This is a genomic window from Megasphaera sp. UPII 135-E (genome assembly GCF_000221545.1).
Classification (GTDB): Bacteria; Bacillota; Negativicutes; order Veillonellales; family Megasphaeraceae; genus Megasphaera; species Megasphaera hutchinsoni.
Genome location: NZ_AFUG01000029.1, coordinates 1 through 16692 on the forward strand (window position 1 = coordinate 1; position 16692 = coordinate 16692).

At 37.0% G+C, this 16692-nt stretch carries 15 protein-coding genes and 1 pseudogene; 1 reads left to right on the forward strand and 15 read right to left on the reverse strand.

The window, feature by feature from the left end; all coding sequences use genetic code 11:
* Positions 1-52: 52 nt before the first annotated feature.
* The 5 genes from HMPREF1040_RS03980 to HMPREF1040_RS07920 form a co-directional block, all read right to left on the reverse strand.
* Entirely contained in the window at positions 53-955 is a 903-nt protein-coding gene (locus HMPREF1040_RS03980) for a PocR ligand-binding domain-containing protein (RefSeq protein ID WP_007392680.1), read from the reverse strand.
* Between the two features lie 395 nt (positions 956-1350).
* Positions 1351-2745 carry an FAD-binding oxidoreductase gene (locus HMPREF1040_RS03985; protein ID WP_007392659.1) on the reverse strand — a complete coding sequence of 465 codons (1395 nt, stop codon included), beginning with the start codon at positions 2743-2745 and terminating at the stop codon, positions 1351-1353.
* Between the two features lie 73 nt (positions 2746-2818).
* Entirely contained in the window at positions 2819-3556 is a 738-nt protein-coding gene (locus HMPREF1040_RS03990; protein WP_007392662.1) for a GntR family transcriptional regulator, read from the reverse strand.
* Between the two features lie 11 nt (positions 3557-3567).
* Positions 3568-4146 carry a 4-(cytidine 5'-diphospho)-2-C-methyl-D-erythritol kinase gene (gene ispE / locus HMPREF1040_RS03995; protein ID WP_007392674.1) on the reverse strand — a complete coding sequence of 193 codons (579 nt, stop codon included), beginning with the start codon at positions 4144-4146 and terminating at the stop codon, positions 3568-3570.
* Positions 4131-4418, reverse strand: coding sequence for a hypothetical protein (locus HMPREF1040_RS07920; RefSeq protein ID WP_007392642.1), 288 nt, complete (start codon positions 4416-4418; stop codon positions 4131-4133). The genes ispE and HMPREF1040_RS07920 overlap by 16 nt, the downstream gene beginning before the upstream one ends.
* 174 nt (positions 4419-4592) lie before the next feature.
* Here HMPREF1040_RS07920 and HMPREF1040_RS04000 point away from each other — a divergent pair, with 174 nt between their 5' ends.
* A complete protein-coding gene (locus HMPREF1040_RS04000) occupies positions 4593-5528 on the forward strand; it encodes a YitT family protein (RefSeq protein WP_007392663.1) in 936 nt (311 codons plus the stop codon).
* 47 nt (positions 5529-5575) lie between these two features.
* Here HMPREF1040_RS04000 and HMPREF1040_RS04005 read toward each other — a convergent pair whose 3' ends face one another.
* The 10 genes and pseudogenes from HMPREF1040_RS04005 to HMPREF1040_RS04050 all read right to left on the reverse strand — a co-directional run bounded on the left by HMPREF1040_RS04005 (position 5576) and on the right by HMPREF1040_RS04050 (position 16689).
* Positions 5576-7054 carry a hypothetical protein gene (locus HMPREF1040_RS04005; protein WP_141557795.1) on the reverse strand — a complete coding sequence of 493 codons (1479 nt, stop codon included), beginning with the start codon at positions 7052-7054 and terminating at the stop codon, positions 5576-5578.
* Positions 6987-8327 (reverse strand): hypothetical protein, encoded by a 1341-nt coding sequence (locus tag HMPREF1040_RS04010; protein WP_007392641.1) that lies wholly within the window; start codon positions 8325-8327, stop codon positions 6987-6989. Before HMPREF1040_RS04010 ends, HMPREF1040_RS04005 begins: the two co-directional genes overlap by 68 nt.
* 288 nt (positions 8328-8615) lie before the next feature.
* Entirely contained in the window at positions 8616-9011 is a 396-nt protein-coding gene (gene rpsI / locus HMPREF1040_RS04015) for a 30S ribosomal protein S9 (RefSeq protein ID WP_007392666.1), read from the reverse strand.
* Positions 9012-9029: 18 nt separating this feature from the next.
* Positions 9030-9470, reverse strand: a complete 441-nt coding sequence (rplM, locus tag HMPREF1040_RS04020) for a 50S ribosomal protein L13 (protein ID WP_007392667.1) — start codon at positions 9468-9470, stop codon at positions 9030-9032.
* A 342-nt stretch (positions 9471-9812) separates the two neighbouring features.
* Positions 9813-11349: pseudogene (gene rny / locus HMPREF1040_RS04025) on the reverse strand (ribonuclease Y).
* Positions 11350-11619: 270 nt separating this feature from the next.
* Positions 11620-11982 carry a regulatory protein RecX gene (locus tag HMPREF1040_RS04030; protein WP_007392677.1) on the reverse strand — a complete coding sequence of 121 codons (363 nt, stop codon included), beginning with the start codon at positions 11980-11982 and terminating at the stop codon, positions 11620-11622.
* A 2-nt stretch (positions 11983-11984) separates the two neighbouring features.
* Positions 11985-13031, reverse strand: coding sequence for a recombinase RecA (recA, locus tag HMPREF1040_RS04035; RefSeq protein WP_007392649.1), 1047 nt, complete (start codon positions 13029-13031; stop codon positions 11985-11987).
* An 11-nt stretch (positions 13032-13042) separates the two neighbouring features.
* Complete coding sequence (locus HMPREF1040_RS04040; protein ID WP_007392639.1) at positions 13043-14296, reverse strand: competence/damage-inducible protein A; 1254 nt, start codon at positions 14294-14296, stop codon at positions 13043-13045.
* Positions 14297-14310: 14 nt separating this feature from the next.
* The gene (gene rimO, locus HMPREF1040_RS04045; RefSeq protein ID WP_007392670.1) at positions 14311-15642 is read right to left on the reverse strand and encodes a 30S ribosomal protein S12 methylthiotransferase RimO; all 1332 of its coding nucleotides are present in this window, start codon (positions 15640-15642) and stop codon (positions 14311-14313) included.
* A complete protein-coding gene (locus HMPREF1040_RS04050; protein ID WP_007392683.1) occupies positions 15643-16689 on the reverse strand; it encodes an ABC transporter substrate-binding protein in 1047 nt (348 codons plus the stop codon).
* Between the last annotated feature and the right edge of the window lie 3 nt (positions 16690-16692).

The window sequence follows — 16692 nt, forward strand, 5'->3', positions numbered from 1 at the left end:
CATCTTCTGAATGCGGCTTTTTGTTTTATATGAATTATTTCACAAATACAACTTATTTTTCTATGCTATTTCTTTTTCGATATACATGCGGAGTTTCTCCTGTATATTGTTTAAATATTTTGCAAAAATAACTAGTTCTATGATAACCTAATTTTTTCCCAATGCAATCAACAGATTCATTTGTTTGACATAACATCTTTTTTGCTTCACAAATCCGGCATTGATTAATATATTGCATTAAATTCATATTCATTTCTTGCTTAAATATCTTCGATAAATAAGATTCACTTAAAAAAATTTCTTCAGCAATTCTTTTTAAACATAAATTACTATGCAAATTACGTTTAATAAAAGATATTGCCGTTTTTATTTCTGGTCTAATATTAATTTCCTCAGGTTCCTGCATATCTCTTTCATTTTCTGTCAATACGCTCATATTATATCCCTGAGCTTGCAAACAACAAGGAAATTGAGATACCACCAATGTTTGTAACACTCTCGATGCACTCATAATTTCTTCATACCGATACGCTGGTGCTGACTCAAAATAAAGTTTTGCATTAGCGTTATCATGCCAATACGTAGGTTGCTGTAAATATTCTATCCGCTTATCCTGTAAAACCACTTGTCCCGAAATAATAAATCCATATAATTTATTTTCTTGAATAATAGGCACAGCAAAATCCACCAAGCCAGAATGGCAGCGATAGGGACAACAATACTGTCTTTTTAAAGTCTCTACACCGCCACATAAATCGCACTGATAGCACCGATCCCGAAAAGCTGGTATGCTTCTCATAAATTGACAAAACTTCGTAAATTTATATTTCGTAGATCGTTCATGTCCCCGAATATCTACATAAACACATGCAATACCTGTAGCATGTGCATAATCATGTAAAATATTCTCTACAGTCCGTTTCACTAATGTTTCTTTTGAAAGCGTAATAGTCATTTTTCATAGCCTACCTTTCTTTCTATTAATACATTCATGTTGCCGCGAACGATCTTCTCCCTATATTCATTAAATATTTATATACAATTTTATTACTTATATTACTACCTAACTATATAAATTTATGTGTCACTTTATAAATGATATTATTTATTTTCTTCCGATTTTATATAATACAATTATCTTTGTTTTCCCATATTCATGTCAAGATAAGTCGAGTTATCTCGTTGAAACTGAATAAAATTATGTTATTTTTTTAAGATTTAGATAATATTTTAAAATTATTTTTATATAATCTAGTATCGATATTACATGATATTAATTATTATATACACTTCATTTGTATTACAGGCAGGGAAAATACTTTTTCCCTGCCTGTAATACAATTATATATTCTATTCTACATTCAATACCTTACGAGGATTTAAAATAGAATTAGGATCTAAAGCCTGCTTAATTTTCTTCATCATCATCAACTCTACCGGATTCGTGTATGTTTCCATATAATCAACTCGTTTTACGCCGATACCATGTTCGCCTGACAATTTACCTCCTAAAGAATATACAAATGGATATGCCTGTTTACGAAAATCAGCCAGCTGTCTTTCCCATTCCGTCTTTTCTAAATTGCCTCGTAAAATCTGAAAATGTAAATTACCATCTCCCGCATGAGCTAAACAAAATACTTGAAAATCATATGCCGCTGCCATCTGTACAACAGTTTCAATACACTCAGCAATTCGCAAAACAGGTACTACTAAATCTTCCGAGGTGGCTTCTTTCGATAATTCACGCGTGCTTTCCAAACAACTCCGCCGCACTCGCCAAATACGTTCATCGGCTTCTAATATATCCGTTGCACCTGCCGCTTCACATATATTCGATAAGCGTTCAATATTATCCTGTAATTCTTCTTCCCGATATGTATCTAAAGAAACAATAACATAATACCCATCTTGCCAATGCGGCAGTTGTAATCGACAATACTCATTCGCCCGTTTAACAAAGCGATTGTCCATAAACTCAACAGAAGTCGGATTCAATTTTTCTTTTATTAAATTAGGCACAAAGTTAATTGCCTTTGATAAATCAGTAAATACCGCCAATGCATCAAAATGATACAAAGGTGTTGGAATTAATTTCAACGTAGCTTTTGTAATAACGCCCAATGTTCCTTCCGAACCAATAATCAATTGCTCTAAACAAAAACCAGTCGAACATTTTTTTAAATTGCCACCGAGTTCCACAATTTCTCCTGTTGGTAAAACTACTTCAATAGCATATACTTGATGCCGTGTTGTCCCATACCGCACCGCTTTATTCCCCCCTGCATTTGTAGCTAAATTACCACCAATTAAACAACTATCGGCACTACACGGATCCCCTGCATATAACAACCCCTTTTCTCGTGCTGCTTGTTGTATATCTACCGTACGTACACCTGCTTCAACGACCATAAATAACCCTTCTTCATTCAATTCAAGAATACGATTAAGCCGTTCTAACAATACCACAATGCCGCCGCAAACAGGAATCGCACCGCCGCTTACGCTTGTACCTGCACTGCGTGGGGTGACGGGAATATGATAAACATTAGCAAGTTTAATTATAGCCCCAATTTCTTCTGCATTAGCTGGGGCTACAACTACTTCCGGCATTGTCCACAATTCAGGTGCCATACTTTCGTCCGATGAATAGGAAATTAGCTCATCTTTATTCATTTTTACATAAGATGGGCCTACTATATGTTGCAATTTTTCTATAACTTCTGTCGTTACTTTTTGATACATATACTACCTCTCCTTACTATAATAAAAATTAAAAACATGAAATCCCTACTAAGATTTCATGTCCTCCATATATTTATTCTTTTATCGCATCATGGTACCATTTTTTCCATTGCTGAAGAGATTTTTTATCCTCTCTAATCCCTTTTAATAGCGTTTTTTCTGAATTTTCCATATGCCGCTTAGCCACTTTTCGTGCCATAGAACTATTATGAGCAGCAATATTTTCCACCATTTGACGATGTTCTTCCCACGTTGCCGTAAGTCTACCCGGATAATGCATAGATATAGACCGAAAACGCAACATCTGCTCACGTAAATTATGTAAAATATCTACTAATCGTTGATTTCGACTCGCATGATATAATACATCATGAAACCGTACATCTGCATCCACAATACGTTCAAATTCATCTCGTTCAATATATCCATTAATTTCCACCAAAATACGCTCCAAGCATTCCAATTCTTCCGTAGTAATCCGCTCGGCTGCCAATCCGGCAGCTAATTCTTCTAAGGCTCCTCGAATTTCAAATACTTGTGCAATATCTTTAAGCGATATATCGGCAACATAAGTCCCTCTTCTCGGTACCATCACGACAAACCCTTCTTGCTCTAATTGTCGTATCGCTTCTCGTATTGGTGTCCGACTGACACCCAAAGTATCTGCTAACGTTATTTCTCGCAATCGCTGTCCTGGTGACAATCGCCCATCTTTTATAGCCTGTCGCAATGCATCACTTACCACTTCACGGAGTGAACGATACGTGTCTAATTGTATCGGCGCTAATGTATATTCTTTTTTCTTATCCATTTAATACACCCTCACCCTATTAACGTTGTCCTATAATAAGCAATACCTTGGTGGTGTGCTTCTTTCGCCAACATTTGTAATTGTTTTTCATCTACGTCAGAAGCTATCAATGCAAATACAGCCGATCCACTGCCACTCATCAAGGAAGGAATGCCAAATGCCGAAAACAGAGCTTTACACTTCTGTATTAACGGCTTTTCCGGAAGTACTAATTCTTCAAAAGTATTTTTCCAAATAGAAACCAAACGAATCATATTTTTTTCATATACACATTGTATAATCTCTTGCATCGGAACCAATTCAACCTGTTGACGTTGATCAAATAAAGCATATGCCTCTTTTGTCTGCACAGCTACATCAGGATGTAGCAACACCACATGCCAAGGTGGCAGCGATGGTAACTTTTTCAAGATTTCCCCCTTGCCCATACCATGCATGGTTCCCCCGTGTATGCAAAATGGAACATCTGCACCTAACGTTTCTCCCAATTGACATAATTCATCTACCGACAAATGTAACTCCCAAATTTGATTTAATCCGCGTAAAACAGCAGCTCCATCTGCACTTCCGCCTGCTAACCCAGCCGCCATAGGTATATTTTTTTTATATGAATATGTAACGGTGTTTTATTTTTGGCATATGTACGCAATAACTGATATGCTTTATAAGCCAAATTACTTTCATCACATGGAAGCCCCTGATGTGTACACGTAAGTCGAAATGTAGAAGCTTCTGTAAATTGAATAATATCCGCTAATCCAATCGACTGAAATACCGTATTAATCGTGTGATACCCATTCGTGCATCGTCCCGTAATAGCCAAACCTAAATTAATTTTGCCACAGCCTTTTTCTTCCCACATATCTACTCCCACATCAAATCCAATAATAAAGCTTATTCCATATTTTAAATCAGTATCCCTCTATGTTATAATAATTTCAGTTAAGTTCGCTTGATGATATCCTTCATATTTATCAATTATACTTTTTTTTATCCCAAATGACAATCATTTAACTATATTAGGAGTAGATATATTATGTCTTTAATCCATTTCTTTTCTATATTAAACAAAGCAAAACCATATATTGCTGCTATTGTCGGTAATATTATTTGCGGTTTAGGTATCAACGCCTTTTTTATCCCTCACCATTTATTGAGCAGTGGCTTAAGTGGAATTGGGATTATTATTTATTACGCCTTAGGTTTCCCCGTGGGAACAACCGTGTTTATTTTAAATATTCCCATTATGATTGCCTGTTACAAATATATGGGAAAAACCTATACCTTAATTAGTTTAATCGGTACCGTTCTCTTTTCCGCGGCAATTGATTTGACTGCTTTTACTGCACAATGGGATATCATCAAAGATCCCATGTTATCTTGTATAGCTGGAGGCATCACAACTGGATTCGGCTTTGGTATTCTTTATAAATATAATGTCAATAGCGGTGGCATGGATGTCGTAGCCGCTATTGTAAAAAAATACTACTCCTTAGAAATGGGAAATGTTGTAATGGGAATGAATACTTTAGTTCTCTTATGTTCAGCCTATATGTTTTCTTTAGAACCGGCGGTGCTCACTTTTGTCGGTATTACCATCGCTACTATTGTTACCAATAAAGTCGTAATCGGCATGAAACAACGAAAATCCGTTATCATTATTTCTAATCATGCTGAAGAAATAGCGAATGTCCTTATGCGCTATATTGGACATGGTGCAACTTATTTATACGGTCAAGGTGCTTATACTATGCAAGATAAACGGATTATTTATGCCGTTATCAAATTAACGGAAGTATCTAAAATAAAAGAAATTGTAAATAAACTAGATTCCTCAGCTTTTATGATTATCAGCGATGCCTCAGAAGTCGTTGGACGGGGGTTCACAATACCTGCGCCAAAATATCATACCCATCCAGGCGATTCATTAGTCATGCCTCGGACACGCACGTCACGTCCACCTGAATATTAATTACCGAAAAAAAGATAGGCGATTTATTCAATCGTCTATCTTTTTTATTACAAATCTTTAATAACAAAAGAAATATCCCATTTCTTTTTCACTTGTTTATACGTCGCTCTCCATGTAGCAGAGTGTAAATCACGAATCCATGTATATTGCCTTTCCTGTAAACGATGAGTGTCTATATCTCGTGTCAACGAATATAAAAATACATCCTTATCCGTAATAGCATATCCTAGTGAAACCCCTTCTTGTCGAGGATATTCAATAGCATCAAACCGATATGGTGTTTTTCCTTGAATATCATGGTATTTATACCAAAAAGTAGCCCATCCTTTGGAAGTCAATCGCTGTGTCAACGAAATTCCACCATATCGATCAAATCGAGCTTGTTTTTGTCTGGAATACCCATCTTTTTGAAATCCAATATATCCTTGAACATATGCTTTAGGCCAAATAGCCCAAGGCTGATGAGAAACTTCTCCTTTTATCCCCCAATGCCAACCAGAAACCTGATGATTTTCCCGCCAATAACCTCTATCTATTTTCCATTTCAAAAAAAAGGATGATTTCCCTAAATACAAACGGGATGATACATACTCTACATTAGGCCATTTCGTAATCCAAGTAGGCGCTTCTATATCTGTACTTAACTCTTCCTTATAACCAATAGAAAAAACACCACTCCGTACATACCGAGCAAATTGTAACGTCGGACGAATATGATTTCTTGCAGATGCTGTATATTCCCCTTCAATAAATAAATCACCGGATTCATTTAAAGGAAAAGAAACCGCCCCAGTAACACTCCATCCTTCATAACTTTTATAAATGGGTTTCGGAAACAACGAAAATAACCAAGGCATCGCACTTTTCCCATGTCCGACATTTTTTTCATACGTTCCATACGATAATAAACAAGTGTTTTTAAACCAAAATTGGGCATTATTAATCGTAAGTTTTCTTTTTTTATCAATAATAATATCTTCACCTGTGACATAATAATCAGGGACTTTAGCTACTGCATGCGGTGTCGTAAGCATTCCTTTTTTTATGTGTAACACACCATCTTGCAAAGAAACCTGTTGGCCGCGAAAATAAATTGCTCCATTCAACCAATTGCCTTCCGCCTGATCCATCACTGCCTTCTGGTTATTTTGATAATATGTAACCTTATTTAAAATAAGCCGATCCGTACCATAAAGCACGCTAATTTTATCGGGAATGTGATATTCTTTTGTGTTCGTATTTCCCTCAATATAATCCGTCTTCAATAAATTCGCATGATAATATATTTCTACGTTTCCCCGAGCCATAACATATCCATCGTGCTGCTGCATAGCCACTGTATCAGCAACCATCCGTACCGCCTCTTGGTTAGGCAATGCAACTGGAGATCTATCCGCCGCCAGCGAAGTAATTGAAATACTACCTAACATAACACTTATACCAATAATAGTAACATGCTTACTTTTCATTTTTACCGCCTTTACGAGTAGGTTTAATGGTAACGATGATTTCATCATCATTTCCACTTTGTACCCCCTCCTTCTGTTTTAGCTCAGATGTCTTCCCCTTTACTGCTTTTGTTTCTACTTTTTTCTTTGAGCGTTGGCTTTCATCAACTAGCTTATTATCTACGGCCTGATTTGATGGGATAATTTTTAAATCGTTCTTATTTACAAGCATTTTCTGTGCATGCCCATTCATCGCAGAAAATTTTGTAGACTCAACATCTACCACAGATACTGCTTTTTCTTCTCCCTGGTTTTCCTTACTATCTACCGTAGACGTGAGCGATACAGGAACAGGCACACGCGGTGCTGTTGCACCTACCAATTTAGTCACAGGAACACTTTCAGCCACTTTATCCGCTAATTGCATAACATTCGTAGAAAGCTGTTTTACTCCACTTACTTCAATGGTATTGACAGTCTGCACATAAACGGTTGTTCCTTTTGGTAACACTGCTTCCTGTCCATGTACAAATAAACCTCCCACCAATCCTACTGGACCTAAAATCAATGCCCCAGCTGCAGAAGCACCTGCTGCATTAGCCATATGCTGATACTCCTGAGAATTGACATCGGCACATTTCAATGCAATAGCCGTACCATCAATACCTCGTATATATTGATATTTCAACTCAAGCTTTCCGTCAATACCAAACCGCCGTGCCTTGCGCACCGTACCTACTATGGCATCTGTCGTAGTGCCTTCTGGAATGACAATTGCATCGCCTACACGTATATCCTTCGTAGCAGCTAAACGAATAATATCTCCTTCTTGAGCAGATACTGAATCAATAGCATCCAACGTTTGCAACGGAATAAGCATACCTGCAGGGATTACCACCAATTGAGGAGTATACTTATGATTACCCAACATAACCTGTCGCAAAACCGATAATCTCTTTTGTATCGATCCTTCTTGTGTATGACCAAAAATGCTTTCTTCTATATTTTCTAGCCGTACCACTACTGGTTCATCTGTAACTTTATGGGCATACACACTTTGTAACAAATTAAGTGTCGTCAACACAGATAACTTTTCGCCATCATTACCATATACATCCTTATATAGTCCATCTGTCATTTCCTGCAAATTATCGGTACTTGCTTGATTAAGCCTTAACGTGTTCGCTAAGGCTTGTAATCGATCTTGAAGTGCTCCGGTTTGCGGCGTACCATACAACGAAGTTTCAATACGTTCTGTTTTTTCTAAAATAGTATATTCTGCTCCCTGTGCTACAACCATACCACATACAGCCAATATAGTCATTCCTAATGTTACCTTTTTTCGCCACATACCCTTATCCTCCTATTAATAATATACTGATATAAAATAAAATCTAGGATGATTTAATTATATAAAAACCCCTTACAAAAAGCAATTAGAATCATATTTATCGTTTTCTCGCCGTCGCCCAAAATCAAGTTGAATTACGCTCTACTACCACCTTATCAAAGCAATTAAAATCCCATCGACCACGCAGTGCCTTTTATTCCCTATCAAACCAAAAATCTATGCCTTATGAAAAATAAACAAAAAAACCCAGCAACCAATATAGTTACTGGGTTTAGACATATCGAAAAATTAACGTTTCGAGAACTGCGATGCTTTACGAGCTTTTTTAAGACCGTATTTACGACGTTCTTTTTCACGTGGATCACGTGTTAATAATCCAGCCTTTTTCAAGCTTTGGCGATAATCACTATTAACTTCTAACAATGCACGACTGATACCATGACGAATCGCTCCAGCTTGTCCTGAAGGTCCACCACCTTTAACATCAGCAATGACATCATATTGATCAACAATGCCCGTTAAAACTAACGGTTGCTTAATAATTAATTCTAATGTCTTACGACCAAAATAGTCGTTTAATTCTTTTTTATTTACAATAATTTTTCCTTGCCCCGGAACCAGACGAACTCTAGCAACGGAGGTCTTTCTACGGCCCGTACCGTAGCAATACGTTTTTTCTGCCATGAAATCTTCCTCCTGGTATTAACGAATGTTTAATTTTAATTCAGTCGGTTGCTGTGCCTGATGAGGATGTTCCGCACCAGCATATACATTTAATTTGCGATACATTTGTTCACCTAATTTATTTTTAGGTAACATACCACGAATCGCCATTTCAACCACCCGTTCCGGACGTTTTTCTAATAAATGTCCGGCTTGTGTAAATTTAGATCCACCCGGATATCCTGAATGATGGAAATACGTTTTCTGAATTAATTTTTTACCGGTCAATTTAACTTTTGCTGCATTAATAACAATAACGAAATCGCCTGTATCTACATGCGGGGTAAATATAGGTTTATGTTTTCCCCGAAGAACTTTTGCAACTTCAGCAGCAAGACGACCTAATGTTTGACCTTCAGCGTCAACAACAAACCATTTACGTTCGATGTTGCCTTTATTGGCCATAAATGTAGTTTTCATGCTGTATAATTCCTCCCTGATCGAATAAGTCACCCAAGCTTTGATCTTTTTCTCCGGGGCTAGTGGAGTCCAAGTAAAAAGCTTACCTAATTATTTTACAGATAACTTCTGATATTGTCAAGAAATTTATAAAAATCTCCCCCCCAAAAAATCATCAAAAGGAAATAGCCTAGTGCCTAAATTATATAATAAAAAAATGTTCACTGTACGATTAGCTCTACATCAATACAAATACCTTTTTCTCTATAAACCAAAATCGGCGTAATCAGTATTATCACTAATTACACCGATAACTAAAAAACAGTTGCAATTCTACGGCAAAAAACCTACCACTAACTGTTTCTATTTTGCGTAATCAATCATTCGTGTTTCACGAATAACAACTACTTTTATTTGTCCTGGATATTCTAATTCTGCTTCAATTCGTTTTGACAATTCATGCACTAATAAAATACAATCGGCTTCTTCTAATTTTTCAGGCTGTACCATAACTCGAATTTCTCTTCCAGCTTGAATAGCAAAACAACTTTCAACACCATCAAAGGATTTTGCAATTTCTTCCAGTTTCGTCAACCGATTTAAATAATTTTCTAATGTTTCTCTTCTTGCACCTGGACGTGCTGCGGAAACAGCATCTGCTGCTGCAACTAAAACAGCTTCAACACTCAATGGTTCTACGTCACCATGATGTGCTTCAATCGCATTAACAACCAATTTTGATTCTCCATACTTTTTAGCTAAATCCGTGCCAATCGTAACATGGGTTCCTTCCATATCACGGTCTAAGGCTTTACCAATATCATGCAATAACCCTGCACGTCGTGCTAGCTTTACATCTACACCTAATTCTGCGGCCATAACGCCTGCCAGCATGGATACTTCAATCGAATGGCGGAGTACGTTCTGTCCGTAACTTGTTCGATAGCGAAGACGCCCTAACGTCTTAATAATTTCCGGATGTAATCCATGTACACCTGTTTCAAATGTCGCTTGTTCCCCCGCTTCACGGATTTTTTTGATTGACTTCTTTCCGCGCTTTTTCTACCATTTCTTCAATACGAGCGGGATGAATACGACCATCACCTATCAATTTTTCGAGTGCAATACGTGCAATTTCTCGACGCACGGGATCAAAACAAGATAAAATAACTGCTTCCGGCGTGTCATCAATAATCAAATCAACCCCTGTTAAAGTTTCAATAGCACGTATGTTACGTCCTTCACGACCAATAATACGACCTTTCATATCATCATTAGGCAAATTCACTACGGAAACCGTTGTTTCCGCCACATGATCTGCCGCACAATGCTGAATCGCTAAAGAAATAATTTCTTTTGCCTTCATTTCCGCTTCGTTCTTTGCTTCTTCTTCTAAGTTTTTAATCAACTGTGCTTTTTCATACTTTACTTCTGATTCAACCGTATTTAACAATACCTCTTTTGCTTCTTCAAAGGTCATCCCCGCAATACGTTCTAATTCAGCTAATTTCTTTTCTTGCAGTTCATTCATTTGCAACTGCATTTTATCCATATCTTCTTCTTTATGAAGCAACGATTCTTCTTTTTTCTCTAAAGAATCCATTTTTTTATCTAAATGTTCTTCTTTTTGTAAAATCCGACGCTCTAATCGCTGTAATTCATTTCGTCTTTCTTTGTTTTCTCGTTCTGCATCACTACGTAATTTATGAATTTCCTCTTTACCTTCTAAGACTAATTCTTTCTTACGGGCTTCCCCATTTTGTCTTGCAGTTGTCAAAATTCGCTCAGCTTCTACTTCGGCCTGACCTATTTTCCCCTCTGCGATCTTACGACGATACACATATCCTATTCCTGTACCAATAACACCACAAACAATCGCTGCTACAATAACAGCTATCATTACATCATTCACCTCCTTTGTCATAAAAAAAAGCCGAATATAAATTCGGCTTTTTTTAACATGTATTATTACATCTTCTTCAAAAAACCTTACAACTTCTTTTTATCAATAACCAAAATATATTTTGGCTACTTTAATTGTAAAATTTTTTTATACTGATGTCAAGAAAAACGACAGGAATAAGCGTTTCTTTTATCAATTAAAATAGTTTTTAATATAAGTATTCATGCAATATTTCGCTGATTATGGAAACAGAAAAACCGCGATTTGTTAAATATCTTGCAATTTTTTTTTGTCTACATCGTCCTGTAAAAATTTTTGCTTTACCAATTGACATGCTATATCTCTTTCATTTAAAGATGATAATATACTCGGAATAGGCAAATAGCGTCTTTTTAATTTATGAACAATATATAATCGACCATATTGTTTTTTTTTCATATACTGCTCGGCTACAGCCAGTGCCAAACGCTGATCGTCAATAAACCGTTCTTGCTTCAATTTGTTAATAACTGCCGCAATATCGCCTTCAACTGCACCATATCGGTTTAATTTTTGCACTAATTCGCCTTCGCTTAAAAAACGAACTTGCAAATAACGTAATGCTTTACCATACACCTCTTTATTTATCATGCTTAATTATTTTCATCCTCTTCATAATGTTTATCTTCCATTACTTCTTCTAATCGCTCTGGTTCTGCTGCCAACGTATCGCGAATAATTTTTTCTATTTCATCAGCTACTTCACGATGTTCTCGTAAAAAAGTCTTAGCATTTTCTTTTCCTTGGCCTAATCGTTCTCCATTATAAGAGTACCAAGTCCCACTTTTTTCAATAATATCCATAGATGAACCGATATCTAATATCGTTCCTTCACGAGAAATACCTGTCCCATACATAATATCAAATTCACAGTTTTTAAACGGAGGTGCCACTTTATTTTTTACAACTTTTGCTTTAGCACGATTTCCTTTAAATTCACCACCAACTTTTATCGCTTCCCCTTTACGAATTTCAATACGAATAGACGAATAGAATTTTAAAGCACGTCCACCCGTTGTCGTTTCAGGATTTCCAAACATAACCCCTACTTTTTCACGTAATTGATTAATAAAAATAACGATAGCTTTAGATTTAGAAATAATACCCGTCAATTTCCGTAACGCTTGACTCATCAATCGAGCTTGTAGTCCTACATGCGAGTCACCCATATCACCTTCAATTTCAGCTTTAGGCACCAACGCAGCCACCGAATCCACTACGATAATGTCTACAGCTCCACTTCTAACTAATTCTTCCGTAATTTCTAATGCTTGTTCACCATTATCGGGCTGGGAAATCAATAATTCTGCTGTGTCTACGCCTAATCTTCTTGCATATACAGGATCTAATGCATGCTCCGCATCAATAAAAGCCGCGATACCTCCATTTTTTTGAGCAGATGCAATAGCATGTAAGGCCACCGTTGTTTTCCCTGATGATTCAGGACCATAAATTTCAATTACACGACCACGTGGATAGCCACCAATACCAACAGCCAAATCCAATGCCAAAGAGCCTGTAGAAATAACTTCTAAATTCATTTTTTCAGCAATATCTCCTAATTTCATAATAGAACCTTTGCCAAAATCTTTCTCAATTTTTTTCATTGCATTTTCTAATGCTATCTGTTTGTCGCTCATGTTTTTTTCTCCTATACCGTATGTTTTAAAATATATGCAACCGCATAATATATCGCTTTTGTTGCGGCACGTACCTTAATTTCGCATCGATCTCCCATATACACATCTTTCTTTATCCACGTTCCCCATGGACCCGTAACCCCCGTATAAACCAAACCTACAGGCTGCGTTTCTGTTGCTCCCCCTGGACCTGCAATTCCTGTCGTACTAATAGCAATATCCGAATCATATATACGTAAGCTCCCTTTTGCCATTTCATTAGCAACGTTAGAACTAACCGCCGTATATGCCTCTAGCGTTTCTTTACGCACACCCAACAATTTCATTTTTGCCTGATTTGTATAAGTACATACAGTTCCTTTAAAATAATCAGAAGACCCAGGCACATCTGTAATAAAAGCTCCAATTAAACCGCCCGTACAAGATTCGGCCGCACTAATAGATAACTGCTTTTCCTTTACTATCCGTCCCAATGCATCTGCTATATTTTCTTGGTCATAACTAACAACAACCCTACCTAACCTTTTCTCCACCTCCTGTTGTAATGGCTGTAATAATGCTTTTGCTTCTTCTTGCGTTCCTCCCTTCGCCGTTAAGCGAACTTCTACAAATCCGGGACGGGCATACATAGCCACCGTAGGATTTGCATGGTTCTTTTCTAAATCAATTAATTTGGACTCTATCAAGGCTTCTCCTAAATCATATATCTTTATATAACGAGATACAATATATCCTTGATTACCAAATTGTTCCTGTAAAAATGCTACAACACGCTGAAAAAACATCCATTGCAATTCCCGTGGTGGTCCCGGCAATTGAATAATCCACTTATTTTCTCGTTGAATGGCTATTCCCGGAGCGGTTCCTACTTCATTAGAGAAAATAATAGCTCCCTCTGGAATCATTGCTTGCCGTTTCTGATTCTCCGTAATAACTGGTTTTGAGTATCGTCGAGTTAACCATTGTTTTATGTCATCATACACTTCTTCATGAAAGACTAAAGGTGCCTGCATCACATCGGCCGCTACTATTTTCGTAATATCCCCTTGTGTCGGTCCTAATCCACCCGTCGTAATAACGATATCTGCACGTAAAAGAGCTTGCTTTAATACCGCCTGTAACCGCTCTATATTATCTCCTACTGTCGTATGATATAACACAGAATATCCTAATGCATTCAACTGTTCCGATAAAAAGAGAGAATTGCGATTAAGAATTTCCCCTAACAACAATTCTGATCCAACCGTAATAATCTCAACTTGCATCTGACTCACCTCAATTATACTAATTCTGCTACTAAATCATAGGCAAATCCTTGTACAATTCGTACTCGCACCATATCACCTGGACAAACCGTTTCAGCATTATCCAAATAAGTTAATCCATCTACCTCAGGTGCTTGAATTTCAATACGTCCTACCGCTTGACAGACCTCTCCTTCTTTTTCAATCCGTTCAATTAACATCGTATGTTCCGTTCCTTCTAACAACCGATTTCGCTTTTCTGAAACCTGTGCTTGTACAGCCATTAATGTATGATACCGTTCCTCTTTGACTTCTTCTGAAATTTGTTCCGTCATCTTGGCCGCTGGTGTTCCCTCTTCCTGAGAATACGTAAATACTCCTACATCATCAAATTCAGTTTCTTGCAAAAATGTCTTTAACTGAAAAAATTCTTCTTCCGTTTCTCCTGGAAATCCCACAATAAAAGTCGAACGTAACGTTAATTTTCTATCTTTTTTAGCTAATTTTTTTACTAATTTTCGGACATCCTCTTCTGAATCTTTACGATTCATCCGTTCTAATACACCTTGTGCAATATGTTGTAGTGGTAAATCTACATATGGACAAATTTTATCTTCTCGAATAATCAAATCCATTAACTCTTCTGTAAAAAAATGAGGATACAAATAAAATAATCGAATCCATGAAATTCCCTTAATCGTAACCAATTGTTTTAACAAAGTAGGTAACAAAGAGTAGCCCACTAAATCTACGCCATAGCTGGTCGTATCTTGAGCAATGATATTAATCTCTTTAACCCCTTCTTTTGCCAATGATTCTACTTCCGCTACAATGGATTCAATGGGGCGACTATATAACTTTCCTCGCACACGAGGAATAATACAAAAGGTACAAGCGTTATTGCAGCCTTCACCAATTTTGACATAAGCACTGTATGCAGGAGTCGTTCGTAAACGACTTGTCTTTTGGTCATATAAATGGCTAACATCATCCATAAAACATACTCTTTTTCCCTGTCGCACCGTAGTAATGGCTTCCCACACACGATCCCAAGAGCCAGTTCCTAACAATACATCAATTTCTGGCATTTCCTTTAATAATTCTTCTTTATATTGCTGACTCAGACAACCTGTCACTAATAACATTTGACATCGACCCGTTTCTTTATACTGAGCTGCATCTAAAATAGCTTGAATGGATTCTTGCTTTGCCTTTTCAATAAACGTGCACGTATTAATAATGATAATATCCGCTAATGATAAATCGTCTGTTATCGTCATATGGCGTTCTTTTAAAATGCCCAACATCACCTCAGTATCCACTAAATTTTTAGAACACCCTAAACTAACAAATCCAATTTTTTCCATCTAATTATCCTTTCCAAAACGAATCGTCCGTACCCACCATTCTTGCAATGCGAGTCTACCTTCTTCCGTATATTCTTTTCGTACAGGAAATACCCGCAATGATTTTCCTTGTATATCTGCTTCTTGATGAATCATCGGTGTCGTAAAATCTACAAATATTTTATTTTTTTGCAAAATTTGCACTATATCCTCAGAGAATAACCACTCTAAAAAACGATTAGAAAATTCATCATCATGATTCCAAATAGTAACACCTACACCCGTTAACCAATAAGCCGTACCTTCCTTTGGATACACTATAACCATGGGTGCTCCATCTTTTTGATACTGCCGTGCATGGGAACCATCGACAACACCAATATCCACTTCACCACTAGCTACGCGTCTAGCACTAATTGATAACGTTTTAGCATAAGATACGCTGTTTTGTTGAATAGCTTGTAAATAAGTCTTCATCTTCTGTATACCATTTACTTCTACCAACGTACAAAGCAAATCGCCTGCCATATCCGTAGCGGCAAAATCGGGAACCGCTATTCGCACTTTGTTTTCAACAATTAAATCCTCCCAGCCTTGAATATTCCCACCATGATTTTGATAATATTCTGAACGCACAACAAATACAGTCGGATTGTACCAAAGCCCTAACCACCGCCGATTTTTATCCCGAAAACGAAAAGAAACTTGCTCTTTTGGTACTACCGGAAAAGAACGCAAACGACCGTTTGCACCAGCCATACGTAATACGGGTTCAGTCGCAATAATAATATCTGGTTTTTCCGTTGTTTCCACATTGGTCATCAAATATTTTAAATTACTATCACTCACCGTACGTATTTGTACCCGCATACCTGTTCGTTGATAAAAAACAGTTGCCATTTCCTGATTTATCTCTGATGGTAAATCAGAAAAAACCATAACATGCCGTACTGCCGTAGTTTGCATTTGCTGAGATGCCTTTTCCCGTATATTAAACACATAATAACTACAAGCAAATATCACTATAATAAAAACGGTTAAAGTCCCCAACGGTATATATCGTTTCATATA

What these genes read in the sequence shown, in the direction of transcription:
- HMPREF1040_RS04000 (WP_007392663.1), top strand. Translation starts at nt 4,593, where the DNA reads ATGTCTTTAATCCATTTCTTTTCTATATTAAACAAAGCAAAACCATAT.
- HMPREF1040_RS04040 (WP_007392639.1), bottom strand. Translation starts at nt 14,296, where the DNA reads ATGCAAGTTGAGATTATTACGGTTGGATCAGAATTGTTGTTAGGGGAA.
- HMPREF1040_RS07920 (WP_007392642.1), bottom strand. Translation starts at nt 4,418, where the DNA reads ATGTGGGAAGAAAAAGGCTGTGGCAAAATTAATTTAGGTTTGGCTATT.
- recA (WP_007392649.1), bottom strand. Translation starts at nt 13,031, where the DNA reads ATGAGCGACAAACAGATAGCATTAGAAAATGCAATGAAAAAAATTGAG.
- HMPREF1040_RS03985 (WP_007392659.1), bottom strand. Translation starts at nt 2,745, where the DNA reads ATGTATCAAAAAGTAACGACAGAAGTTATAGAAAAATTGCAACATATA.
- HMPREF1040_RS04050 (WP_007392683.1), bottom strand. Translation starts at nt 16,689, where the DNA reads ATGAAACGATATATACCGTTGGGGACTTTAACCGTTTTTATTATAGTG.
- rpsI (WP_007392666.1), bottom strand. Translation starts at nt 9,011, where the DNA reads ATGGCAGAAAAAACGTATTGCTACGGTACGGGCCGTAGAAAGACCTCC.
- ispE (WP_007392674.1), bottom strand. Translation starts at nt 4,146, where the DNA reads ATGGCGGCTGGGTTAGCAGGCGGAAGTGCAGATGGAGCTGCTGTTTTA.
- rimO (WP_007392670.1), bottom strand. Translation starts at nt 15,642, where the DNA reads ATGGAAAAAATTGGATTTGTTAGTTTAGGGTGTTCTAAAAATTTAGTG.
- HMPREF1040_RS03980 (WP_007392680.1), bottom strand. Translation starts at nt 955, where the DNA reads ATGACTATTACGCTTTCAAAAGAAACATTAGTGAAACGGACTGTAGAG.
- HMPREF1040_RS04030 (WP_007392677.1), bottom strand. Translation starts at nt 11,982, where the DNA reads ATGATAAATAAAGAGGTGTATGGTAAAGCATTACGTTATTTGCAAGTT.
- rplM (WP_007392667.1), bottom strand. Translation starts at nt 9,470, where the DNA reads ATGAAAACTACATTTATGGCCAATAAAGGCAACATCGAACGTAAATGG.
- HMPREF1040_RS04010 (WP_007392641.1), bottom strand. Translation starts at nt 8,327, where the DNA reads ATGTGGCGAAAAAAGGTAACATTAGGAATGACTATATTGGCTGTATGT.
- HMPREF1040_RS03990 (WP_007392662.1), bottom strand. Translation starts at nt 3,556, where the DNA reads ATGGATAAGAAAAAAGAATATACATTAGCGCCGATACAATTAGACACG.